20 protein-coding genes are annotated in these 23,035 nt (G+C 74.5%); 8 read left to right on the top strand and 12 right to left on the bottom strand.

Features of this window, described 5'->3' with window-relative positions:
• The first annotated feature begins 95 nt into the window (after positions 1 to 95).
• Together G7Z13_RS29170 and G7Z13_RS29165 are read left to right on the top strand one after the other, a co-directional pair.
• Positions 96 to 2,798: a cellulose binding domain-containing protein gene (locus G7Z13_RS29170; RefSeq protein WP_166003201.1), complete on the top strand. Its 2,703-nt coding sequence runs from the start codon at positions 96 to 98 to the stop codon at positions 2,796 to 2,798.
• Positions 2,799 to 2,941: 143 nt separating this feature from the next.
• Positions 2,942 to 3,718 carry a hypothetical protein gene (locus G7Z13_RS29165; RefSeq protein ID WP_166003199.1) on the top strand — a complete coding sequence of 259 codons (777 nt, stop codon included), beginning with the start codon at positions 2,942 to 2,944 and terminating at the stop codon, positions 3,716 to 3,718.
• On the opposite strand, the gene G7Z13_RS29160 is transcribed toward G7Z13_RS29165, so the two are convergent.
• The 3 genes from G7Z13_RS29160 to G7Z13_RS29150 all read right to left on the bottom strand — a co-directional run bounded on the left by G7Z13_RS29160 (position 3,684) and on the right by G7Z13_RS29150 (position 6,080).
• Positions 3,684 to 4,487, bottom strand: coding sequence for a class I SAM-dependent methyltransferase (locus G7Z13_RS29160; protein ID WP_166003197.1), 804 nt, complete (start codon positions 4,485 to 4,487; stop codon positions 3,684 to 3,686). The two genes, G7Z13_RS29165 and G7Z13_RS29160, sit on opposite strands and share 35 nt — an antisense overlap.
• A gap of 7 nt (positions 4,488 to 4,494) precedes the next feature.
• Complete coding sequence (locus G7Z13_RS29155; RefSeq protein ID WP_166003195.1) at positions 4,495 to 4,800, bottom strand: 4a-hydroxytetrahydrobiopterin dehydratase; 306 nt, start codon at positions 4,798 to 4,800, stop codon at positions 4,495 to 4,497.
• 188 nt (positions 4,801 to 4,988) lie between these two features.
• Positions 4,989 to 6,080, bottom strand: coding sequence for an ADP-ribosylglycohydrolase family protein (locus G7Z13_RS29150; protein ID WP_166003193.1), 1,092 nt, complete (start codon positions 6,078 to 6,080; stop codon positions 4,989 to 4,991).
• 29 nt (positions 6,081 to 6,109) lie between these two features.
• Between G7Z13_RS29150 and G7Z13_RS29145 the strand changes: the two genes are divergently transcribed.
• Positions 6,110 to 6,940: a helix-turn-helix transcriptional regulator gene (locus G7Z13_RS29145; protein ID WP_166003191.1), complete on the top strand. Its 831-nt coding sequence runs from the start codon at positions 6,110 to 6,112 to the stop codon at positions 6,938 to 6,940.
• Here the strand turns inward: G7Z13_RS29145 and G7Z13_RS29140 are convergent.
• Positions 6,922 to 7,347, bottom strand: a complete 426-nt coding sequence (locus G7Z13_RS29140; protein WP_166003189.1) for a hypothetical protein — start codon at positions 7,345 to 7,347, stop codon at positions 6,922 to 6,924. The two genes, G7Z13_RS29145 and G7Z13_RS29140, sit on opposite strands and share 19 nt — an antisense overlap.
• 254 nt (positions 7,348 to 7,601) lie before the next feature.
• Between G7Z13_RS29140 and G7Z13_RS29135 the strand changes: the two genes are divergently transcribed.
• The 3 genes from G7Z13_RS29135 (at position 7,602) to helR (ending at position 11,804) form a co-directional block, all read left to right on the top strand.
• The gene (locus G7Z13_RS29135; RefSeq protein WP_166003187.1) at positions 7,602 to 8,465 is read left to right on the top strand and encodes a helix-turn-helix transcriptional regulator; all 864 of its coding nucleotides are present in this window, start codon (positions 7,602 to 7,604) and stop codon (positions 8,463 to 8,465) included.
• Entirely contained in the window at positions 8,452 to 9,273 is an 822-nt protein-coding gene (locus G7Z13_RS29130) for an SAM-dependent methyltransferase (RefSeq protein WP_206313162.1), read from the top strand. Before G7Z13_RS29135 ends, G7Z13_RS29130 begins: the two co-directional genes overlap by 14 nt.
• Before the next feature lie 368 nt (positions 9,274 to 9,641).
• Positions 9,642 to 11,804 carry an RNA polymerase recycling motor ATPase HelR gene (helR, locus tag G7Z13_RS29125; RefSeq protein WP_166005407.1) on the top strand — a complete coding sequence of 721 codons (2,163 nt, stop codon included), beginning with the start codon at positions 9,642 to 9,644 and terminating at the stop codon, positions 11,802 to 11,804.
• Between the two features lie 18 nt (positions 11,805 to 11,822).
• Here the strand turns inward: helR and G7Z13_RS29120 are convergent, their stop codons facing one another.
• From G7Z13_RS29120 to G7Z13_RS29095, 6 genes are all read right to left on the bottom strand, one after another.
• Positions 11,823 to 12,596, bottom strand: a complete 774-nt coding sequence (locus tag G7Z13_RS29120) for a glycerophosphodiester phosphodiesterase family protein (RefSeq protein WP_166003185.1) — start codon at positions 12,594 to 12,596, stop codon at positions 11,823 to 11,825.
• A gap of 5 nt (positions 12,597 to 12,601) precedes the next feature.
• Complete coding sequence (locus G7Z13_RS29115; RefSeq protein WP_166003183.1) at positions 12,602 to 13,987, bottom strand: hypothetical protein; 1,386 nt, start codon at positions 13,985 to 13,987, stop codon at positions 12,602 to 12,604.
• Positions 13,988 to 14,113: 126 nt separating this feature from the next.
• Positions 14,114 to 14,542, bottom strand: a complete 429-nt coding sequence (locus tag G7Z13_RS29110) for an OsmC family protein (protein ID WP_166003181.1) — start codon at positions 14,540 to 14,542, stop codon at positions 14,114 to 14,116.
• A gap of 107 nt (positions 14,543 to 14,649) precedes the next feature.
• Complete coding sequence (locus G7Z13_RS29105) at positions 14,650 to 16,032, bottom strand: amino acid permease (RefSeq protein WP_166003179.1); 1,383 nt, start codon at positions 16,030 to 16,032, stop codon at positions 14,650 to 14,652.
• An 83-nt stretch (positions 16,033 to 16,115) separates the two neighbouring features.
• Positions 16,116 to 18,353 (bottom strand): phage holin family protein, encoded by a 2,238-nt coding sequence (locus G7Z13_RS29100; RefSeq protein ID WP_206313161.1) that lies wholly within the window; start codon positions 18,351 to 18,353, stop codon positions 16,116 to 16,118.
• Between the two features lie 314 nt (positions 18,354 to 18,667).
• On the bottom strand, positions 18,668 to 19,084 hold the full coding sequence (locus G7Z13_RS29095) for a hypothetical protein (RefSeq protein ID WP_166003175.1): 417 nt from the start codon (positions 19,082 to 19,084) through the stop codon (positions 18,668 to 18,670).
• Positions 19,085 to 19,167: 83 nt separating this feature from the next.
• On the opposite strand from G7Z13_RS29095, the gene G7Z13_RS29090 reads away from it, so the two are divergent.
• Together G7Z13_RS29090 and G7Z13_RS29085 are read left to right on the top strand one after the other, a co-directional pair.
• Positions 19,168 to 19,941, top strand: a complete 774-nt coding sequence (locus G7Z13_RS29090) for an MBL fold metallo-hydrolase (RefSeq protein WP_166003173.1) — start codon at positions 19,168 to 19,170, stop codon at positions 19,939 to 19,941.
• The gene (locus tag G7Z13_RS29085; protein ID WP_166003171.1) at positions 19,938 to 20,564 is read left to right on the top strand and encodes a VTT domain-containing protein; all 627 of its coding nucleotides are present in this window, start codon (positions 19,938 to 19,940) and stop codon (positions 20,562 to 20,564) included. Before G7Z13_RS29090 ends, G7Z13_RS29085 begins: the two co-directional genes overlap by 4 nt.
• A gap of 38 nt (positions 20,565 to 20,602) precedes the next feature.
• Here G7Z13_RS29085 and G7Z13_RS29080 read toward each other — a convergent pair whose 3' ends face one another.
• Both G7Z13_RS29080 and G7Z13_RS29075 read right to left on the bottom strand, forming a co-directional pair.
• Positions 20,603 to 21,661 (bottom strand): MBL fold metallo-hydrolase, encoded by a 1,059-nt coding sequence (locus G7Z13_RS29080; protein ID WP_166003170.1) that lies wholly within the window; start codon positions 21,659 to 21,661, stop codon positions 20,603 to 20,605.
• Positions 21,658 to 22,839, bottom strand: coding sequence for an aminotransferase class I/II-fold pyridoxal phosphate-dependent enzyme (locus G7Z13_RS29075; RefSeq protein ID WP_166005405.1), 1,182 nt, complete (start codon positions 22,837 to 22,839; stop codon positions 21,658 to 21,660). Before G7Z13_RS29075 ends, G7Z13_RS29080 begins: the two co-directional genes overlap by 4 nt.
• Positions 22,840 to 23,035: the final 196 nt, after the last annotated feature.

Here is a 23,035-nt window from a genome sequence, read left to right as displayed (position 1 = left end):
CCACCCGCACGGGGGACCGCCCGGCCGTCGCACGTCCCCCTCGCAGCACCCGCAGCCCCTCCCCCGGCTCTCGCAGCAGGAAGGACATCCCCACCGTGCGAAGAACCCGCACCCTCACGGCCGTGCCGGCGCTCCTGGCCGGCCTGCTCGCGGGCGGTCTGCTCGCGGGCGCCCCGCCCGCGCCGGCGGCCGAACCCGTCGAGCGGGAGGTGTCGATCGCCGCCGACACCTACACCTGGAAGAACGCCCGGATCGACGGCGGCGGCTTCGTCCCCGGCATCGTCTTCAACCGCAAGGAGAAGAACCTCGCCTACGCCCGCACCGACATCGGCGGCGCCTACCGCTGGCAGCAGTCGACGAAGACCTGGACGCCCCTGCTCGACCACGTCGGCTGGGACGACTGGGGCCACACGGGCGTGGTGAGCCTCGCCTCCGACCCCGTGGAACCGGACAAGGTGTACGCGGCCGTCGGCACATACACCAACGACTGGGACCCGGGCAAGGGAGCCGTGCTGCGCTCCGCGAACCGGGGCGCGAGCTGGCAGAAGACCGACCTGCCGTTCAAGCTGGGCGGCAACATGCCGGGCCGCGGCATGGGCGAGCGCCTCGCCGTCGACCCGAACCGCAACAGCGTGCTCTACCTGGGCGCGCCCAGCGGCAAGGGCCTGTGGCGGTCGACGGACTCGGGGGTCACCTGGTCGCAGGTGACGAGCTTCCCCAACCCGGGAAACTACGCGCAGGACCCGAGCGACACCTCCGGCTACGCCAGTGACAACCAGGGCATCGTCTGGGTCGCCTTCGACGAGTCCACCGGCACGTCCGGCAGCGCCACGAAGACCATCTACGTCGGGGTCGCCGACAAGGACAACGCCGTCTACCGCTCGACCGACGCGGGCGCGACCTGGCAGCGGCTGGCCGGGCAGCCGACGGGCTACCTCGCCCACAAGGGCGTCCTGGACACGGCCAAGGGTCATCTGTACCTGGCCTACAGCGACAAGGGCGGGCCGTACGACGGCGGCAAGGGCCGGCTGTACCGGTACACGACGGCGACCGGCACCTGGACGGACATCAGCCCGGTCGCGGAGGCCGACACGTACTTCGGCTTCAGCGGACTGACAGTGGACCGGCAGAAGCCGGGCACCGTGATGGCCACCGCCTACAGCTCCTGGTGGCCGGACACCCAGATCTTCCGCTCCACCGACAGCGGCGCCACCTGGACCAAGGCATGGGACTACACGTCGTATCCCAACCGCGAGAACCGGTACACGATCGACGTCTCGTCCTCGCCGTGGCTGACCTGGGGCGCCCACCCCTCCCCGCCCGAGCAGACCCCGAAGCTGGGCTGGATGACGGAGGCGCTGGAGATCGACCCGTTCGACTCCGACCGGATGATGTACGGCACCGGCGCGACGGTCTACGGCACCGAGAACCTCACGAACTGGGACACGGGAACCAAGGTCACCATCAAGCCGATGGTGCAGGGCCTGGAGGAGACCGCGGTCCTCGACCTCGCCTCTCCCCCGTCCGGCGCGCCGCTGCTGAGCGCGCTCGGTGACATCGGCGGCTTCCGGCACACGGACCTGACGAAGGTCCCGCCGATGATGTACACCTCCCCCAACTTCACCTCCACCACCAGCCTCGACTTCGCCGAGTCGAACCCCAACACGGTGGTCCGGGCCGGCAACCTCGACTCCGGTCCGCACATCGCGTTCTCCACGGACAACGGCGCGAACTGGTTCGCCGGGACCGACCCGTCCGGGGTGAGCGGCGGCGGGACGGTCGCGGCGGCGGCCGACGGCAGCCGGTTCGTCTGGAGCCCGCAGGGCGCGGGCGTGCACCACACGACCGGCTTCGGCTCGTCCTGGAAGGCCTCCACCGGCATCCCCGAGGGCGCGATCGTCGAGTCGGACCGGGTGGACCCGAAGACCTTCTACGGCTTCAAGTCCGGGAAGTTCTACGTCAGCACGGACGGCGGCGCGACCTTCACCGCGTCCCCGGCGGCCAACCTGCCGAGCGGCGACAGCGTCCGCTTCAAGGCGCTGCCCGGCGGCAAGGGCGACATCTGGCTGGCGGGTGGCGCGAGCGACGGGGCGTACGGGCTGTGGCACTCCACGGACGGCGGCGCGAGCTTCACCAGGCTGTCGAACGTGCAGGAGGCCGACACCATCGGCTTCGGCAAGGCGGCGCCCGGCGCCTCGTACCAGACGCTCTACACCAGCGCCAAGATCGGGGGCGTGCGCGGCATCTTCCGTTCCACCGACCAGGGCGCGACCTGGACCCGGATCAACGACGACGCCCACCAGTGGGGCTGGACGGGCGCCGCGATCACCGGCGACCCGCGGGTGTACGGGCGGGTGTACGTCGCGACCAACGGGCGCGGCGTGATCTACGGCGACAGCTCCGACACGGGAGGGGGCGGCGGTGGCGGTGGCGGCACGGAGCCGACACCCACACCGACGCCGACGCCGACGCCGACGGGTGCCTGCGCGGTGACGTACAAGGTCACCAACCAGTGGTCGGGCGGCTTCCAGGCGGAGGTGCGGCTGGCCAACACCGGGAGCGGCGCCTGGAACGGCTGGTCGCTGAGCTGGACCTTCCCCGACGGGCAGACGGTGTCCCAGATGTGGAACGCCGAACATTCCTCGTCGGGCGGGACGGTGACGGCGAGGAACGTCGGCTGGAACGCGAGCGTGGCCGCGGGTTCGTCGGTGAGCTTCGGCTTCACCGGCAACTCGTTGGGCGCGAACGGGAAACCGACCGCGTTCAAGCTGGGTGACCAGGCCTGCGCGGTGAACTGAGCGGGAAGCGAGAAGGGGCGGTCCGGAAGAACGTTGAACGTTCACGCTTCCATCACGGTTGCGTCACCGGACCGCCCTGAGCGCCCCTCCGGGGCGTCCCACCCCATACGGTCATCTGGCACCAACTGACCTATGGGGTACACATGTCGCACAACGAGCCACCGGCCGAACAGCCCACGTTCATCGCACCACCGGCTGGGCAGCCGGCCGGCAAGCCGGGATGGGCGCGCAAGCGGATCGCCGTCCCGGCCGCGCTCCTGATCTTCTTCGTCGGCGTCGGCATCGGCTCCTCCGGCGACAACGGCCAGGAGAAGACGAGCACCGACGCCAAGGCCGAGCCGCGGCCCACCGTCACCGTCACGGAGACGGTCGGGGCCGAGCCGGCCAAGGCCGACGACGCGAAGCCCGCCACCGACGACGAGCGGCCCGCCGCCGCCGAGAAGGCGACCGTCCCCGACTTCGTGGGCATGGGCCTGCAGTCCGCGCAGGACAAGGCCCAGGAACTCGGCTTCTTCCACCTCACCTCGCACGACGCGCTCGGCCGGGACCGCATGCAGGCCTTCGACCGCAACTGGAAGGTGTGCGGCCAGAACGTGAAGGCCGGCACGTCGGCGTCGACCGACACCGAACTCGACTTCGGCGCCGTCAAGTTGGCGGAGGACTGCCCGGCGAAGGACGAGAAGCCGCCGGCCGCACGGGACGGGAAGATGCCCGACTTCACCGGCACGTCGGTGAAGTCGGCCCGCGGCGCACTCGACTCGGGCACCTCGCTCACCGTCGAGGACGCCTCGCCGGAGGGACGCTGGGTGCTGGTCGAGTCGAACTGGCAGGTCTGCACCCAGCAACCGGCCGCCGGTGTGACCCTGAACGGCCGGCCCGTCACCTTCACCGCGGTGAAGTTCGGCGAGACCTGCCCGTAGCCCCGGCGCGGCGCCCCGCCGCCGCCTCCCCCGGCTTTCTGAACGCGCGCAGGGTGAACCACGGATCGGGGCGCGGCCGGTCCTGGTCGGGCAGGGCGGCCAGGCGTTCGGCGAAGACGTCGGCGCGGGGGTCGCCGGGCGGCAGGGTGACGAACCAGCCGCGGCGCAGGTCGGCGATGGTGCGGCGGGGGCTGCGGCCCTGGCCGCGGCCACGGAAGCGGGCGCGGCCGGCCGGGACCAGGCCGTGGGCGGCGGCGTACGCCTCGACGGCCGCCGACTCGTCGACGGCGCGGATGCGGGGGCGGGCCGCGAGGACGGCGTCGATGTCGCTGCCCACGTTGTGGGCGGCGGCCTTGTCGACGGTGGTGACGTACACGCCGCCGGGGCGCAGCACGCGCGCGCACTCGGCGACGACGGCGCGCACGCCCTCCGGGCCCGGCAGCAGATGCAGCAGCCATACGCTGGTCACCGCGTCGAACGTGCCGTCGGGGAACGGGAGTCGGCGGGCGTCGGCGCGCACCACGGCGCCCGGGAGGCGGGCGGCGGCGCGGCGGACCATCTCGGTGGTGAGGTCGACGCCGGTCACCCGTAACCCGCTGCGGGCGGCGGCCAGCCGACGGGTGACGATGCCGGTGCCGCAGGCGAGGTCGAGCAGGCTGCGCGCGGTGTCGGGGACCAGGCCGAGGACCCCCTCGGCGGCGGCTCGCGCCCGGGGCTCGCCGCCTCGGGAGGCGTCGTAGCGTTCGGCCTCCTTGTCGTAGTCGAGCACCGCCGGCTCAGTCCGGGCCGTGGGCCGGTGCGAGGGCGGACACGCGGCGGGCCAGCTCGATGTCCAGCTCGGTGACCTTGCCGCCGACGCTGTGGGTGTGCACCGAGACGGTCACGTCGTGGTAGCCGAGGGTGAGGTCGGAGTGGTGGTCCAGCTCGTCCTGCACCCGGGCGATGTGCATGACCAGCGCGGCGGCGGCGATGTGCGAGCCGAGCCGGTAGGTGCGGGTGAGCCGGTCCTCGTCGAGGGACCAGCCCGGCAGTTCGGCCAGCCGGTCCTCGATCTCCTGGGGCGACAGCGGTTCGACGGCCATGACCTCGCTCCTTCCGGGGGTCCCCGTCCAGCCTGCCACAGGGACGGGGTCCGGTCCTGGTCAGAGGGGCCGCCGGGGAGCGGCTGCGGCGGCATTCGGCCGCCGGGTACGGGCCATCGGCATATGCGCCACCGGCCGGCCACGGCCCCTTTCGGCACCTGTCAGCCGATGGCTCCCTTCGGCGCCCGTCAGCCCGCCGCGCACTCCGCCGCCAGGTCGTCGGCCAGCGCCGCGATCCGCTCTCGCCCCTCCACCTGCCGCACCCACTCCTGCGGCAGCCCCACGTCGCCGAGGCGGGCGCCGAGGAGGTTGCCGCAGACGGAGCCGGTGGAGTCGCTGTCGCCGGAGTGGTTGACGGCGAGCAGCAGGGCGTGGGCGGGCCGGTGCGGTTCGGCGAGCGCGGCGTAGACGCCGAGGGCGAGGGCTTCCTCGGCGATCCAGCCGGCGCCCAGCTTCTCCACCCGGTCCGCGCTCGGGGTGCCCTCGGCTGCCGCGTCGAGGGCCCGCCGCAGGGCCGCGGTGGTCTCCTCGTGGCCGGGCCGGCCGGCGAGCAGCCGCAGGGTCCGCAGGACGGCGCCCTCCAGGGAGTCCCCGGTGACCAGGTACGCGGTGATGGCGGCGAGCGCACCGGCCGCGAGGTATCCGGTGGGGTGGCCGTGGGTGAGCCGGGCGCAGCGGGCGGCGAGGTCGAAGGCGCGGTCGGCGGGGGCACCGGTGAGCCCGAAGGGCGCGGAGCGCATCACGCCGCCGCAGCCCTTGGAGTTGGGGTTGACGGGACCGAAGCCGCCGAGCGGGGCGCCCTGGTCGGGGACGTAGGGCTGGTGGAGGCCGGACAGGCAGGCGTTGCCGGGGGCGCGGCGGGCGTACAGCCAGGGCTCGGCGAGCAGCGGCCGGTCGTTGCCCGTGTACGCGGCGTAGGGGCCCTCGGGGCCGGGCCGTTCCTGGGTGACGAGCCAGCGCTGGTAGGCCTCGTACATCAGCTGGTGGGCGGCGCCGCCGATGCCCTTCTCGCGTTCGCGGCGGCTGGCGACGAGGATGCCCTCGACGGTGAACAGGGTCATCTGGGTGTCGTCGCTGATCCGGCCGGCCACGCCGCCGGCGTCGGCGACGAGGGTGGTGACGCCGCGCGGTCCGTGGGCGGCGCGGATCGCGTCGAGGGAGCTGAACTCGACCGGGTAGCCGAGGGCGTCGCCGAGCGCCCCGCCGAGCAGACAGCCGCGCACCCGTGACCGGTACACCGCCCGTGCCTGCTGGTCTCCTTGCTGCGACAGCTCGTTCACGCGGTGCCTCCTCGACTACGGTCGTACGCATGAGCATTCTCACGCCCGGACCGTCCGCGCCGGTCGCCGCCCCCGCCGAGCAGGGCGTCGGCCCGCTGCTGCGGGCCTGGCGGGAACGGCGGCGGATCAGTCAGCTGGAGCTGGCGCTGCGCGCCGGCTCGTCCGCCCGGCACATCAGCTTCGTCGAGACGGGCCGCTCCCGGCCGAGCGAGGAGATGGTGCTGCGGCTGGCGGAGCATCTGGAGGTGCCGGTGCGGGAGCGCAACGCGCTGCTGCTGGCGGCCGGTTACGCCCCGCGCTATCCGGAGACCCCGCTGGACGATCCGTCGATGGGCGCGCTGCGGGCGGGCATGGAGCGGCTGATCCGCGGCTACGAGCCGTATCCGGCGCTGGTCGTGGACGCGAGGTACGACGTGGTGGCCGCGAACCGGGGCATCGCCATGCTGCTGGAGGGGGTGCCCGAGGAGCTGCTGGTGCCGCCGCTGAACGCGATGCGGCTGACGCTGCACCCGCGGGGGCTGGCGCCACGGATCCGCAATCTGCGCGAGTGGCGGGGGCATCTGCTGGCGCAGATGGAGCGGCAGATCGCGCTGCACCGCTCGGCGCCGCTGCGCGCGCTGTACGAGGAGGTGGCGGCGTACCCGGTGCCGCGGACCGCGCCGGACGCCGAACCGGAGGAGCCAGTCCCGTACTTCGCGCTGCCGATGCAGGTCGAGTACGAGGGCCGGATCCTGTCGTTCATCTCGTCGATCTCCACGTTCAACACGCCGATGGACGTGACCGTCGCCGAGCTGGCCATCGAGACGTTCCTCCCGGCCGACCCGGCGACGGTGAAACACCTTCAGGAGCTGATGTCCTGACGGGCTCTCAGCGACATGTGCTGGAGGCCGGCGAAGCCGGCGACGGTGAGCGCCTGGAGCACCGTCCACACCGCGCCTGCGGTGCTCGGGGTCAGCCACAGCGCGAGGGCGAGCAGACTGAGCGCCGCCCAGGCGAGGTTGGCCTCCACGACCAGGCGTACGGGCAGGGCCGCGGGGTGCGGGCGGGCGGCCAGCAGGCCGACCCCGGCGGCGAACGCGGCGAGGAACGCGCCGAGGATCAGCAGCAGGGTCGCGTCGACGCCGAACAGGTCGCCGAGCGGGCCGGAGGCGGCGAGGTAGGCGACGCCGTTGGCGCCGGTGACGACCGCGTCGAGGGCGAGGAAGCGCCGGAGCATGGTGCGCGGGTCGGAGGTGCGGGCGAGGGCGGCGAGCTGGGTGGCGGACATGGCGGATCATCCTCCGGCGAGGTCGTCGGTGCGGGGACCCGGGTGAACGGGGCGGAGTGCGCCGCCCCGTTCACCCGGTACGCCAACCATCCCGCGGGGCGTGGTCCGGGTCGATTACCCGCGAGGTAAGGGGGCGGTGGGGGGGGCAGTGGCCGCCTGTCCCGGATGCCGGGCTCCGCACGCCGAACCCGTGAGAGTGCGCCGGGAACATGACACACTGCTGGCGGACTTCCGGCGCGTAGGGGAGGCGTGGCGTGAGTGAGCGGCGGCCGGCGCCCACCGTGGGCCAGGTGGTGCTGGGCAAACGGTTGCAGGAGCTGCGGGAGGCGGCCGGACTGAGCCGCGAGGACGCCGCGCGGGTGCTGCGGGTGGCCCCGGCGACGGTGCGCCGGATGGAGACGGCCGAGGTCGCGCTGAAGATTCCGTACGTGCAGCTGCTGCTCGACGCGTACGGGGTGCCGGAGGACGACGCCGCCGCGTTCGTCACCCTGGCCGAGGAGGCCAACCAGCCGGGCTGGTGGCAGCGGTTCCACGACGTGTTGCCGGACTGGTTCAGCCTGTTCGTGTCCCTGGAGGGCGCGGCCCGGCTGATCCGCTCCTACGAGCCGCACTTCGTGCCCGGCCTGCTGCAGACCGAGGAGTACGCGCGGGCTGTGCTGGAGGCTGGCACGATCGGGCAGACGGACCGGCCGTCGCTGGAGCGGCACGTGTCGCTGCGGATGGCCCGGCAGGAGCTGCTGCGCCGCCCGAACCCGCCCCACCTGTGGGTGATCATGGACGAGACGGCGCTGCGACGCCCGGTGTCCACCCGGCCCGAGGTGATGCGCGGCCAGCTGGACCGGCTGCTGGAGGCCGTCGAGAGCGACCGGATCACCCTCCAGGTCGCGGAGTTCGCCTCCGGCCCGCATCCGGGGACGTACGCGCCGTTCGCGCTGTTCCGGTTCGCCGAGCCGGAGCTGCCGGACATGGTGTTCACCGAGTATCTGACGGGCGCGCTGTATCTGGACTCCCGTGCGGAGGTCTCGGCGCACCTGGAGGTGCTGGACCACATGACCGCGCACGCCGCGTCGGCGCGGCGTACGAAGAAGATCCTTCAGGAGTGCCGTGGGGATTACTGAGCAGGACGAGCGAAACGCCCGCATCGACACCGGCCGGCCGCATCCGGCGCGGGTGTACGACTGGTGGCTGGGCGGCAAGGACAACTACCCGGTGGACGAGGAGCTGGCCCGCCGGATCCTCGCCGTGGACGGCACGGTGGTGCGCGGGGCGCGCGCCAACCGGCGGTTCATGCACCGCGCGGTGCGCACGGTCGCGGAGGCGGGGATCCGCCAGTTCCTGGACATCGGCACGGGCATCCCCACCGAGCCGAACCTGCACCAGGTGGCGCAGGCGACCGCGCCGGAGAGCCGGGTGGTGTACGCGGACCACGACCCGATCGTGCTGCGGCACGCCGAGGCGCTGCTGTACGGCTCGCCGGAGGGCCGCACCGCGTACGTGCACGCCGACGTGCGGGACGTGGACGCCCTGCTGGAGCGGGCCGCCGAGACCCTTGACCTGACCAGTCCGGTGGCGCTGTCGCTGGTGGCGCTCACCCACTACCTGGACGCCGACCCGGCCGGCGACGACGTGTACGGGCTGGTCGCGCGGTACGTCGACGCGCTGGCCCCGGGCAGTTACCTGATCCTGTCGCAGGTCACCCCGGATCTGAACCCGGAGGCGATCGGGAAGGCGGCCGAGAACTTCCACCGTACCGGCACGCCCTTCCACCCCCGCTCGCTGGCCGAGTTCGCGCGGTTCTTCGACGGTCTGGAGCTGCTGGGTCCGGGCCTGATCCCGGTGCACGGCTGGCGTCCGGAGGCGGAGGACGTGGCGGCGCAGGCGGAGGGCATCGTGCCGGTGTACGCGGGGGTGGCCCGCAAGCCCTGACGTCAGCGGTACGGCCAGCGTGGGCGGGCGCGCTCCCCTGCCCGCCCCTGCGGGGTGCCCGCGGAGCCGCGTCGTCCGTCCGGAAGGCGGGGCGGCGCGGGATGCCGCTGGTGCGTTCCGGAGACGTCTACCGCGCGCAGGGGCTGCGGTTCAGCCGTGAGGAGCTGCCGGGCTCTGTGCCGACGGTGTCCAGCGGAGAGAGGTGAGGGGAGAGCCGTGAGGGGCACGGCACACGAAGACCCCCGCCCCTTGCCACTCTCAACCTATAGCGCACCCGGGGGCTTGCCGCAAGACCCCCTCCGTCCCGCACAATCGCTGGCCTCAGCCGGAACCTGCGGGAATGGGAGCTTCACGAAGTGCGTACCTCTTTGTCGACGTCCTCGAGCGCGTTCGACCTTCCCGAGCGTCTGGCCGCGAAGGCCGACCCGGCGCTGATCGCCCGCGACGAGCGGCACTTCGCGGCCGTCGCGGCGGCCCTGGAGCAGGCGATCGCCGAACTGTCCGGCCGTCTCGACGAGGTGCGCCGGTCGCCCGGCGGACTGGGCCGGCAGGCGCTGGACCGGGACGTGGAGGTCCACCGGCTGACGGGCCGCCTGCGCGCCCTGCGCAGGTTCGGCCTGGACCTGTGCCTCGGGCACATCGTCCGCGCGGACGACCCCGAGCCGGTCTACATCGGGCGGCTCGGCCTCACCGACCCGGCGGGACGCCGGCTGCTGGTCGACTGGCGTTCCCCCGCCGCCGAGCCGTTCTTCGCGGCGACCCACGCGGACCCGATGGGCCTGGTCAGCCGCCGCCGGTACCGCTGGACCGGCGGCCGGGTGAGCGACTACTGGGACGAGGTGTTCGCCGCTGACGGGCTGGAGGGGCACGCCGCGCTCGACGACCAGTCCGCGTTCATCGCCTCCCTCGGTGCCAGTCGCTCGGCCCGGATGCGGGACGTGCTCGCCACCATCCAGGCCGACCAGGACGCCGTCATCCGGGCGGACTCCCGTGGGGCGCTGGTGGTCGACGGCGGGCCGGGCACGGGCAAGACCGTCGTCGCCCTGCACCGCTCCGCCTACCTGCTGTACTCCGACCCGCGCCTCGGTCGCCGCCGGGGCGGTGTGCTGTTCGTCGGCCCGCACCAGCCCTATCTGGCGTACGTCGCCGACGTGCTGCCCAGCCTCGGCGAGGAGGGCGTGCGGACCTGCACGCTGCGCGACCTCGTCGCCGAGGGCGCCACGGCGGGGGTGGAGAGCGATCCGGAGGTGGCCCGGCTGAAGGCGTCCGCGGATATGGTGCGGGCGATCGAGAAGGCCGTCCGGTTCTATGAGGAGCCGCCCGGCGAGGCGGTGACCGTCACCACCGACTGGGGCGAGGTCCGGGTGAGCGCGGACGACTGGGCGGACGCGTTCGACGCGCCCGCGCCCGGCACCCCGCACAACGAGGCGCGCGAGCAGATCTGGGACGAGCTGGCCGCGATCCTGCGGGACAGGATCCGCGCCGACGTGGAGCCCGGCGTGTTCCGCGCCGCGCTGCTGCGCGACCGGGAGCTGGTCGCCGCCCTGCACGGGGCGTGGCCGCTGATCGAGGCGGCCGACCTGGTCGGCGACCTGTGGTCGGTCCCCGCCTATCTGCGGCTGTGCGCTCCCTGGCTCGGCCGCGAGGAGGTGCGCAGGCTGCAACGCGCCGAGCCGCACGCCTGGACGGTGTCCGACCTACCGCTGCTGGACGCGGCGCGGCAGCGGCTCGGGGACCCGGCGGCGGCCCGGCACCGGCGCCGGGAGGAGGCCGCCCTGGCCGCCCAGCGGGAGCGGATGACGCAGGTCGTGGACACCCTGATCGAGGCCGCGTCCGCGTCCGGCGCCGACGGGGACGACGGGGAGGGCCTGGTGACCATGTTGCGGGGTGAGGACGCCCGGGTCAGCCTGGTCGACGAGTCGGAGCTGCCCGCCGCCGCGCGCGACCCGCTGTCCGGTCCGTTCGCGCACGTCGTCGTGGACGAAGCGCAGGAACTGACCGACGCGGAGTGGCAGATGCTGCTGGCGCGCTGTCCGTCCAGGAGTTTCACCGTCGTCGGGGACCGCGCCCAGGCCCGGCACGGGTTCACCGAGTCGTGGCGCGAGCGGCTCGAACGGGTCGGGTTCGACCGGATCGAGACGGCCTCGCTCGGCATCAACTACCGCACGCCGCGCGAGGTGATGACGGAGGCCGAGCGGGTGATCCGGGCCGCGCTCCCGGACGCGAACGTGCCGGTGTCGGTGCGCGGCAGTGGTGTCCCCGTCGTCCACGGGTCCGTCGCCGAGCTGGAGGCGGTCGTCGCCACGTGGCTGGCGGAGCACGCCGAGGGCACCGCCTGTGTCATCGGCGCTCCCGCGTTCCGGGAGCGGCCCCGCGTGCGCTCGCTGACCCCTCAGCTGTCGAAGGGGCTGGAGTTCGACCTTGTGGTGCTGGCCGAACCGGAGGCCTTCGGCACGGGTGTCACCGGGGCGGTCGACCGCTATGTGGCGATGACGCGCGCGACGGGGCGGCTCGTCGTCCTGACCGGCTGACCGGCTCCCGGTGACGCGTCACGGCCGGGAGGACTCGGCGGCGGGGGTGCCGCGGCCGTCCGCCTCCGGGGGCTCGCCGCGCAGTTCCAGGGCGCGGCGGGGCCGGTCGGTGATCAGCACGTCCACGCGCGGGTCGGCGAGGAAGCCGCGCAGGGCGATGTCGTCGTTGACGGTCCACACCATGGTGAACAGGCCGTTGCGGGCGGCCTCCCGCAGCACGTTCGCGCGGGCGAGCCGCTGGTGGACGGCGACGCCGTGCGCGCCGCACGCGCGGATTCGGCGCATCGGGAACAGCTCGCTGAGCCGGGTCGCGGTGAACCGGGCCGCGCCGATCTCCTTGCGGTCCCGGCCGAGGGACAGCGCGGTCCGCACGCCGGGGTAGGCGCGGGTGATCGCGGCGACGGAACGGTCCTCCAGGGTGGTGGCGACGAAGCCGTCCCCGCCGAGCAGGGCGATCGCCCGGTCGATCACGTCCTTCTCGTAGCCGGTCTCCTTCAGGTCCAGGTGCCCGATCAGCTTCCCGGCGATCAGCTCCATCACCTCGTCGACCACGGGCACCGGGTAGCCGGCGCGTTCGCTCAGCTCGGCGTGGGTCAGCTCGGTGAGCAGCGGGCCGGTGTGCCGGACGCGGGGGTCGTGGTAGACGACGAGGACGCCGTCGGCGGTGCGGCGGATGTCGAACTCGGCGTACTCGGCACCGGTGCGCAGCGCGTCCTCGTACGCCTGCCAGGTGGCGGGGCCGAAGGTCTCGGATCCGCCGCGGTGGGCGGAGACGGCGGGGCGTCGGGTCATGGCGGTCAGCTCCCGGAGGTGGTGCGTGGTGCGGGGAGGGGCGGGGGTCCGTCGTCGGGCGGGGTGAGCAGCTCTCCGGAGCGGCCGGCCCGTCTCAGCAGCAGATAGCCGATCAGCACCAGGATGATGAACGGCAGCCAGGCCAGCAGATAGGCCACGCCGTACCGGCCGAGGTCGAGGATGGAGCGGTGCTCGTCGACGTCGGTGCCGTTCACCCCGAAGAACGCGAGCAGCAGGGTCGGCGGCAGGGCGATCAGGGTGGCGGCGGCGACCAGGCCGGAGATGGTGCGGTCGCGGGCCTCGTCGCGTTCGGCGAGGGCGGCGTCGAGGGCGGCGGAGCGGGCGTTGATGACGGAGGTGAGGCGCTCCACCATGCGGGCCGAGTTGTCCAGGCTGTCGCGGATGCCGAGGGTGTCCCGCAGGGAGGACTGGAAGCCCTCCATCAGCATCTCCGGGATCAGCAGGCTGTCGACGTAGGCCTCCACGCCGAAGGCGAGGTCGAGCTGCAGTTCGTTGACGCCGGCGGAGAGCCGGGAGATCAGGGCGCGGATGTTCTGCGGGGAGTCGGCGGCGGCCTGTTCGTTGGCGCGCATCATCGTGAACGCGGCCAGCCGGGTGCGCTGCAGCACGGCGAGCGCGGAGATCATGCCGGTGGCGACCAGGGCGAGGCCGTTCTCCACGTGCGGGGCCCAGCCGGCCTGGACGGAGACGCCGCGGCCGTGCGCGGAGACCGTCGCGCCCTGGTTCTTCAGGTTGGGCGGCAGGCTGGGGCCGTGCGCCATCTTGCCGCGGTAGACGATCTCGTTGAGCGGGCCGAACAGGCCGGGGCCGCCCTCGGCGGCGGCGGTGATCAGGTCGGCGAGCAACCGGCCGCCCGGGAAGACGAGTTGGTGGACGTTCTGCCCGTAGACGAGGGGACTGTCCAGGCCCAGCCGGTCGGTGAGCACGTCGAGCAGGGGACGGCCGCCGAGGGTGATGTCCCCGCGGTCGAAGCAGGTGTCGGCGAGCCAGGCGGCGATGGCGCCGGCCGGGGTGTGTCCGGCGAACTCGCAGTCCAGGAGCAGGGTGGCGTCGCCGCGCGGGGTGGTGACGACGAGGATGCCGGCGGTGTCCAGGGCGAGTCCGTGGTCGCCGGCGGGCAGGCCCAGCTCGCCCGGTTCCAGGCGCTGGGTCAGCACCGGTACGGGCAGTAACGCGGCGCCGGACACCAGGTGCGGGGCGAAGCGGCCGAAGTCGAAGCGGTCGACGAGGGGGCCCAGTTCGCCGTCGCGCGGGCGGATGCGGCCCGCCAGGCTGAACAGCATGAGGATGCGGGTGTGTTCGCGGGTGGCGGAGTCGAGCACCGCCGTACCGCTGGATGGTCCCGCACCGCCGGACGTTCCCGCCGCCATCGAAAAGATCCCCTCCCCATTCGGCGCAGGGCGTTGATACCCCCCGTCCCGTCCCGGTGAACCGCGCGGGCCGCCCCTCGCCGGGGAGGGGCGGCCCGGGTCGGCGTGGAGCCGGGGCGGGCGCGGTCAGGCGAGCTTCGCCGTCAGCGTGATCGGGACGGCCTTCAGGGCCTGGCTGACCGGGCAGTTGACCTTGGCCTTCTCGGCCTCGGCGACGAACGCCTCGTTGTCCAGGCCGGGGACCGTGCCCTCGACGGTGAGGTGGATGCCGGTGATGCCCTCACCCGGCTGGAAGGTGACGTCGGCGGAGGTGACGAGCTTGGTCGGCGGGGTGCCGGCCTGGGCGAGGGCGTGCGAGAACGCCATGGAGAAGCAGCTGGAGTGGGCGGCGGCGATCAGCTCCTCCGGGCTGGTCTTGCCGCCCGGCTCCTGGGTGCGGGCGGCCCAGGTCACCGGCTGCTCGTTGATCGCGCCGGAGGAGTCGAAGGTGACGACCCCGTTGCCCTCGAGCAGGTTGCCTTCCCAGACAGTGTGTGCGGAGCGCGTGGTGGCCACGTTCATTCCTTTCGTACGGTCCCGGTTCGGACGGATCCGGGTTGACGGACACCATCCGATCACACTCCGGCGCACCGCACGAGGAAGACCGGCCACCGGCGCCGCGCTCAGGCGGTGGCGCGCTGCCGGCGGGCCGCCAGCCAGGCGTAGACGGGCACGCCGGCGAAGAGGAACAGCACGCCCTGGTAGACGGCCGCGTATCCGGCGCCCGCGACCAGCCACAGGGAGAAGCCGAAGGCGAGCGCGGCGAGCACCGCGTCGCGCACCAGGCGGGCCCGGTTCACCTTCTCGTGCTCGCCGCGCACCAGGTGGAAGATCTGCGCGGCGGTCGCCAGCAGGTACGGCACGGTCGCGGTGAACGTGGTGACCAGGACCAGGATCTCGAAGACCCGCGCGGAGCCCGCCGTGTAGTTGTACACGGTCAGCAGGGAGGCCAGGACGACGGTCACGCCGACGCCGACCGTGGGCACGCCGCGCCGCTTGCGGGTGAACACGGCGGGGAACAGGCCGTCGCGGGCGGCCGCGTACGGGGTCTGCGCGCTGAGCAGGGTCCAGCCGTTGAGGCAGCCGGTCATCGACACCAGTGCGGCGAGCGCGACGGCCCAGCCGCCCCAGGAGCCGCCGAACATGGCGTTCACCGCGTCCGAGAAGGGTGCCGTGGAGGCGACGAGTTCGTCGTGGGCGACGGTGCCGAAGACGGAGAGGGTGCCGAGCAGGTAGACGAGGGCGGCGCCGAGGGTGCCGATGACGGTGGCGCGGCCGACGTTGCGGCGCGGGTCGCGGACCTCGCCGGCGCTGACCGCGGCCGACTCCACGCCCAGGTAGGAGAAGAGCAGGATCGCGGCGGACGCGGAGAGCGCGCCGAGCGCGCTGTCGCCGCTCGCGTTGAACGGGCCGAGGTTGCCGGCGTCGAAGAAGAACAGTCCGCCGACCGCGACGAGCAGCAGCGGCGCGAACTTCAGCACGGTGGAGACCAGCTGGACGGCGCCGACGTAGCGGGAGCCGGCGAAGTTGGCCAGGGCGGGCAGCCACTGGATGACGAGCGCGGCCAGGCACGCGGTCCACTGGTGGTCGTTGACCGGGATCAGCACGTCGAGGTAGCCGACGGCGGCCACGGCGAGCGCCGCGTTGGAGACCCAGGTGGTGATCCAGTACGCCCAGGCGGCGAGGAAGCCGGCGAAGTCGCCGAAGGCCTCGCGGGCGTAGACGTACGGGCCGCCGGTGCGCGGGTCGCGCCGGGCGAGCCGGCCGAAGACCAGGGCCAGGGCGACGGCGCCGGCGGTCAGGACGGCGAAGGCGGCCAGGCTGACGGTGCCGAAGGGGGCCACGGCGGCCGGGAGCAGGAAGATGCCGCCGCCGATGATGTTGCCCATGACCAGGGCGGTGGCGACGGGGAGCCCGAAGCGCCGGGTGTGCTTGTCGGGGGCCGCGGCGGCCTCGGGTGCGGCAGCCTGCGGGGCCGGAGCCTGGACGGTCCCGGTGTCGTGCATGGGGTGGTGCGCCTCTCGTCGTGCCGGTGCCCGGGATCGCCGGACGACCGTCATGTTCGGTCACCGGTTCGAGAGGTGCCAAATCACGCGGTTTTGTCCTGCACGGTGGGGTCCGGCGCCGCAAAAGGTGCGTCGTCGGGGACTTCGGACCGGGAATCGTCCACCGGCTCCGGACCCCCCGGAATCTCCCCTTCCGCCCTGCGGTCCACCGGCACCTGAGGGCCGTCCGCCTCCCGCAGCCAGCGGCGCAGCACCCGGTGGACGTGCTCGGCGCCGGTGATCGCGGCGCCGTCCGGGGCGGGCGCGGACAGGACGAGCGGGGACAGCAGGAACGCCGTGTTCTGGGCGCCGCCGAGGCCGCCGTGGGAGCCGATCTGCTCCTCGAAGGCGAGGACCTCGGCGTCGGCCGGGTCACAGGCGGAGTTGATCATGATGTCGGCGGCGTGCGGGAAGGAGTGGGTGCGGCGGACCGCCGCCGCGGCGCCCGGACCGAACGGCGCGAGCGGGCCGGGGTGGTCGTCGTCGAGCCGGTCCACCGGGACCTCCACGCCGTGCGCGCCGAGCACCACCCCGCCGTGCTCCTCGCTGCGCACCAGCAGGAAGCCGATGCCGGGGTGGTTGGCGAGGGTCGGCAGCAGCGCCGGGTGGCGTTCGTCGATCTCCTCCTTGCTCATCCGGTGCGGCACGTCCGGGAACGAGACCAGGCCGAGGTTGCCCGAGGCCAGCACGACCGGCTCGGAGCGGCGGGCCGGGCGGCGTTCGTCGGCGCCCTCCTCGACCGGGATGCGCAGCGCGGCCCGGACCGCCGCGCGCGCCTCCGCGCCGCTGTGCGTGCGCTCGGCCCGGCGCGGCACGGGCAGGCCGCAGCCGGCCCGCACCAGGTCGCCGAGGGTGAGGCCGTAGCGGGCGCGGAAGGTCTCGCCGGGGCTCTGCCCGTGGTCGGACAGGACGACGATCCGGTACGGGCGCGGAGCGTGCTCGGCGACCTTCTCGATCAGCGCGAGCGCCCGGTCGAGGCGCTGCAGCACCCGCTCGGCGTCCCGGCTGAACGGCCCCGAGTGGTGGGCGACCTCGTCGTAGGCGACCAGGTCGGCGTAGATCGCGGTGCGCCCGGCGAGCAGGTCGCCCATGACGGCGGCGACGACGACGTCCCGCTCGACGACGGTGGCGAAGGCCCGGACGAACGGGTAGAGGCCGCCGCGGGAGACGCGCGGGCGCTCCTTGCGCAGCCGGGAGCGGGTGGACTGGCCGATCTCGCGGCCGACCTCGGCGACGAAGGAGAGGGCGGTGCGTACGGCGTTGGCCGGGTCGGAGAAGTACGCGAAGTAGCCGGCGCGGGAGCGGTTCTCGCGGCTGCGGCGCCGGGTGGCGATGGACAGCACCAGGGCCTGCTCGTCGGCGCCGCCGCCGAAGAGGTTGCCGCGGCTCGCGCCGTCCACGGTGAGCAGCCCGCCGTCGCCGGTGCGCCGGACGGCGCGGCGCTGGAGTTCGGCGGCGCTGGTGGGGCGGTTGCTGACCATCACCTCCTGGGTGTCCTTCTCGTACCAGCGGAAGGCGGGCACGTCGAAGGTGCTGCCGTGCAGGATGCCGAGCTGGCTGGCGCCGGTCTGGCTGGACCAGTCGGTGCGCCAGGGGGTGAGGCGGTGGGTGGGACGGGCGGCGGGGCGGGCGGTGGGCGGCGCGTCGCGGGTGCCGGTGGCGCCCGTGCCCGTGCCGGTCCCGGTATCGGTGCCGGTGCCGAGCCAGCGGGCGACGGTCGGCATCAGGCCCTTGCCGACCGCGTCGACGAGCACGTCGTGGCCGACGCCGTCGAGCTGCAGGAAGAGGGTGCCGGGGGTGGCGGGACCGGGCGGCAGCTCGCGGCGGCGGCGGTCGGCGAGGCGGTACAGCCGGCGCCGGTAGGCGTCGTCGTCGCGCACCGCGAGCGCGGCGCCCGTGGCGGAGGCGACGGCGGACATCACGGCGGCCACCACCACCGCGGTCTCCGGCGCGGCGGCGCCCCGCTCCCCCGGGTTCAGCCGCAGCGCGAGCAGCAGCAGCGCCCCGTTGAGGGCGAACACCAGCAGCCCGAGGACCAGCGCGGGCACCAGCAGCAGCAGCCGTACGAGCAGCGGCCACACGAGCGCCGACAGCAGGCCGAAGGCGCCCGCGCCGAACGCGGCGGTCACGGCGATGTCGGTGGCGCTGTCGCCGTCCGCCGACCGCAGCCGGAAGTCCGGGAGGATCCCGGCGAGCGCCAGCATGGTGACCGTACTGACCGCCCAGACGGCGACGCTCCGCCCGACTTGGCTCGCCACCTGCCGCCAACGCCCCGCACGCACTCCCCGTACACCTCACGTCCCGGCCCGCGGTCGGCACGGGCCCGTCCCCAGCGTGTCATACCGCCCGCCACGGCCCGGGGGCGCGGCGTTCGGCTCGTGCGGTGCCCGAATCCTGCGGTGCCCGCTCCGTGCGGCGCCCGGCTCGCGCGGCGCCCGGTCCGCGGCGTGCCCGGCTCGTGGCGGTCGGCGGCCCGTTGTCCGGGGGCGACGCGTGGGGCCGGCCGCACCGTCGCGGGCGGTACGTCGCGGGCGGTACGTCGCGGGCGGTACGTCGCGGCGGCCGGGTCGGCCGGCCGGTGTTGCGGGCCCCGCGGCTACCGCCCGTCGTAGCCCGCCGTCGGCATGGAGAGTCTGCGGTGGACGCGGGCCTTCATCTGGGCGTCGTAGAAGGGCTCCGCCCGGCCCACCGTCTCGACGCGCACCCCGCGCCGGACGCACTCGGCGGTGAACTCCTCGACGTCGGCGAGGGCGGACTCCAGGACGCGGCGGCTGGGGGCGACGAACACGTCGCGGCCGGGCCGCACCCCGTCCCACAGCAGGCAGTGGTCGGGGCGCAGTCTGTGCACCAGGAGCTCGCGGGTGACGACGTACCCGTGCTCGGCGGCCCAGCGCGCGCACATCGCGTGCTGGCCGCGGGAGTCCACCAGGAAGGGGTCGATCTCCAGCTCCCGCAACGGCGTCAGACTGGCGATCGCCGTGACGCGGACCGGCCCGGGGCGTGCTTCTCCCATGGCGTCCCCCTCACCTCAGGGTTTCGCCGCCGACCCTACTCCTGCCCGTAGGCTTCGGGGAGTCGCGTGAAGGAGGCAAAGGGGTGCCGGTGGAGATCACCTGGTGGGGTCACGCCACCTGCACGGTCGAGGACTCGGACGTGCGCGTGCTGACCGATCCTCTGTTCGCACGTCGGCTGGCGCACCTCAGGCGCCGGTGCGGGGCGCCGCCACCGCACGGCGCGTGGCGCGCGGACGTCGCCGTGGTGTCGCATCTGCACGCCGACCATCTGCATGTGCCGTCGCTCGCGCGGCTCGCGCCGGGCACGCGCCTGCTCGTGCCCCGGGGCGCACCCCGTGCGGTGCCCGGTCTGCGCCGGCTCACGGGGCTGCGCATGACGGAAGTGGCGCCCGGCGACCGGGTGACGGTGGGTGACCTCGTGATCCGGGCCGTCCCGGCGCTGCACGACGGACGGCGGCTGCCGCTCGGCCGGCACCGCTCCCCCGCGCTGGGGTACGTCGTCGAGGGCGAGGCGCGCACCTACTTCGCGGGGGACACCGGACTGTTCGACTCGATGGCCGAGGAGGTCGGGCCGGTCGACGTGGCGCTGCTGCCGGTCGGCGGCTGGGGCCCGTATCTCGGCGAGGGCCACCTGGACGCGGGGCGGGCGGCGCAGGCACTGGCCCGGCTGGCGCCGCGCAGCGCGGTGCCGGTGCACTACGGCACGTACTGGCCGATCGGCATGGACGCGGTGCGCCCGCACGAGTTCCACGCGCCCGGCGACGAGTTCGTCCGGCTGGCGGCCCGGTGGGCGCCCGGGGTGGTGGTGCACCGGCTGGGGCACGGGGAGAGCGTCCGCCCGGAGGTCGCGCGGTGAACTGGCTGGCGGCCGCGCCGGCGACGGTGCCGCCCGAGACCGCCCAGCAGGCGATCGGCTATCCCACGCTGTTCCTGCTGGTGCTGATCGGGGCGCTGGTGCCGGTGGTGCCGACGGGGGCGCTGGTCAGCGGGGCCGCGGTGGTGGCGTTCCATCAGACCGCGCCGTTCGCGCTGGCGCTGGTGTTCGTGACCGCCGCGCTGGCCGCGTTCTGCGGGGACATCGCGCTGTACTGGCTGGGGCGGCGCGGGATGCGGTCGCGCAACGGCTCGCGCTGGCTCGGCGCGATCCGGGCGCGCGCGCCGGAGGACCGGCTGGCGCAGGCCCAGGAGAAGCTGGCCGCGCACGGTGTGGCCGTGCTCGTGCTGTCCCGCCTGATGCCGGCCGGCCGGCTGCCGGTGATGCTGGCCTGCCTGGTCGCCGAGTGGCCGCTGCGCCGCTTCGCCCGCGGCAACCTCCCGGCGTGCCTGGCCTGGGCGGTGACCTACCAGCTCATCGGCATCCTCGGCGGCTCCCTCTTCCCCGAGCCCTGGGAGGGCGTGGTGGCGGCGGTCGTCCTGACCCTGCTGATCAGCGTGGCCCCCGGCGTGTGGAGGCGGTTGCGCAGGCCGGGGGCGGCCTGAGGGGCGTGCGGCTCACGGCTACGGCCTTCGCGGGCGGGCTACTCCAGCAGCCGTGAGCCGCCCACCGGCAGGTCCCACAGGTCCGCGCGGTCCAGGCCCGCCTGTTCCCAGGCCGCGCGGACGCGGGACAGGGGTTCGAGGACCGGTTCGGCGGACAGGACGAAGGTCGCCCAGTGCATGGGGGCCATCCGGGCGGCGCCGAGGTCCTGGGCGGCGCGGACGGCTTCCTCGGGGTCGCAGTGGACGTCGCTGAGCCACCAGCGGGGGTCGTAGGCGCCGATGGGGAGGAGGGCGAGGTCGATGCCGGGGTAGCGGCGGCCGATGCGGGAGAACCAGTGGCCGTAGCCGGTGTCGCCCGCGAAGTAGACCCGCTTGCCGTCGGGCGCGGTGAGCACCCAGCCGCCCCACAGGGAGCGGCAGGTGTCGGTCAGGGTCCGCTTGGACCAGTGGTGGGCGGGCACGAAGTCGAAACGCACGCCGCCCAGTTCGGACGCCTCCCACCAGTCCAGCTCGGTGACGGTGGTGAACCTGCGGCGGCGGAACCAGCGGCCGAGGCCGGCCGGGACGAACACCGGGGTCTCGCGCGGGAGCCGGCGCAGCGTCGGGGCGTCCAGGTGGTCGTAGTGGTTGTGGCTGATGACGACGGCGTCCACGCGGGGCAGCGCCTCCCACTCCACGCCGACGGGGGTGATCCGCGTGGGGGTGCCGATGATGCGCCGGGACCAGACCGGGTCGGTGAGCACCGTGAGCCCGCCGATCCGCAGGACCCAGCTGGCGTGTCCCGCCCAGGTGACGGCGAGGGTGCGGGCGTCCACGCGGGGCAGCGGTGCGGGCTCGTACGGCAGCCGGGGGATGTCGGCCAGGCCCTCCCTGCCGGGCCGTACGGCGCCCTCGCGGGCGAAGCGGGCGAGGGCCTTGATGCCGGGCAGCGGGGCGGTCAGCCGGTCGTGGAAGGCGCGCGGCCAGGCTCTGCGCTCCCCGAGCGGCCGCGGTTCGGCGAGCGGTGGGAAGGGCGGGGCGAGGGGTGCCGCGGCAGCGGCCGGGTCGGCGCTCTCCCGGGCCGTCGGGCTCGTGGTCGACTCGGACTGCTGCGTCATCGAGGATGCTCCCATCGCTGAGCGTCGTCACGGAGGCCGTCGAGGACCGACCTCAGAGTGATCAACGACCGTCGCACGTGCGACAGTTCCGTCGGCATGGCGGAACGCAGGCACCGCAGGCGCTCGGCGTCCGAGCCGCCCAGCAGGGCGCCGGTGGACAGCCGGACCCGCAGCGCGCCCAGGTCGTCGCCGAAGCGGTGCCCGCCGGGCGCCGGCATACCGAGCCGGGCGGAGAGGAAGTCCTCCAGTTCCTGGGCGTCGGTCACGCCGTGCGCGGCGAGCCCGGCCTTCAGCGGCCCGAGGTCGGCGTACAGGTGGCGGCCCGCGCGCGGCGGCAGCGCGAGCGCGCCGGCGGCGACGACCGCGCGGTGCATCTCCTCGGCCACGCGCGCGTGCAGGCGTACGGCGGCGGCGGTCCGCGCGGTGACCGGTTCCGGCTCGGCGAGGGCGTAGGCCGCCGCGGCGGCGACCGGTCCGGCGATCCGCGCGCCGAGCGCGGTGAGCACGTCGAGCACGCGCGCGCGGAGGCCGTCTCCGACGGCCCCGGCGGGGAACCGGGCGAGCGCGGCCGGCCAGCCGGACGGCAGCAGCGCGCCGGCCAGGTCGGTGACGACGGTGACCCGCTCGGGCAGCATCTCGGCGGGACTGAACAGCACGGTGTCGTGCGGGTCGTGCAGGGTGTCGCGCCAGGTCTCGTCGCTGACCAGGTGCAGCCCCTCCCCCGCGGCGGCCTCGACGGCCTCGTGCATCACCTCCGGCGGCACCACCGTGGCCGTCGGGTCGTCGGCGACCGACAGCACCAGGAGCCGGGGGTCGCCGCCCTCGGCGCGCACCCGCCGCACGGTCTCCAGCAGGGCGTACGGATCGGGTACGCCGCCGCACTCGGCGGGGGTGGCGACGTGGAAGACGGGCCGCCCGAGCAGGCGCGCGTACGGCGCCCACCAGGCCGCGCAGGGGCGGGGCACCAGCACGTCGCCGCCGAGCGCGGCGGTCAGCGCGAGCAGTACGGCGGGCGCGCCCGGCGCGGCCACCGTGTGCTCGGGCGCGGTGGCGAGTCCCCGGCGCGCCCAGTAGCCGCAGCCGGCCTCCAGGAGGGTAAGGCCGCCGCCGACCGGTTCCGCGCCACCGCGGTCCGCCGCCGCGGCGAGCACGGCGGCCAGCTCGGGCAGGACGGGCAGCCCGTCGTCGGGCGCGGGCGGGCCGTAGCGGACGGGGCCGTGGTCCTCGGGGGCCGACTGCCGCGCGGGGTCCTGCGCGCTTCGGTGGGCACCGGGTCGGGCCGCGGTCCCGTCGCCTGTCCCGCCGGCCGTTCCGTTGCCTGCCCCGCCGGCTGCTCTGGGGGCTTTTCCGTCGGCTTTTCCGTTCGTGGGGCCG

The sequence above is a fragment of the Streptomyces sp. JB150 genome (assembly GCF_011193355.1).
Taxonomy (GTDB): domain Bacteria; phylum Actinomycetota; class Actinomycetes; order Streptomycetales; family Streptomycetaceae; genus Streptomyces.
The sequence above is the reverse complement of the archived record's forward strand: the minus strand, read 5'-3'. Positions and strand labels throughout refer to the sequence as shown.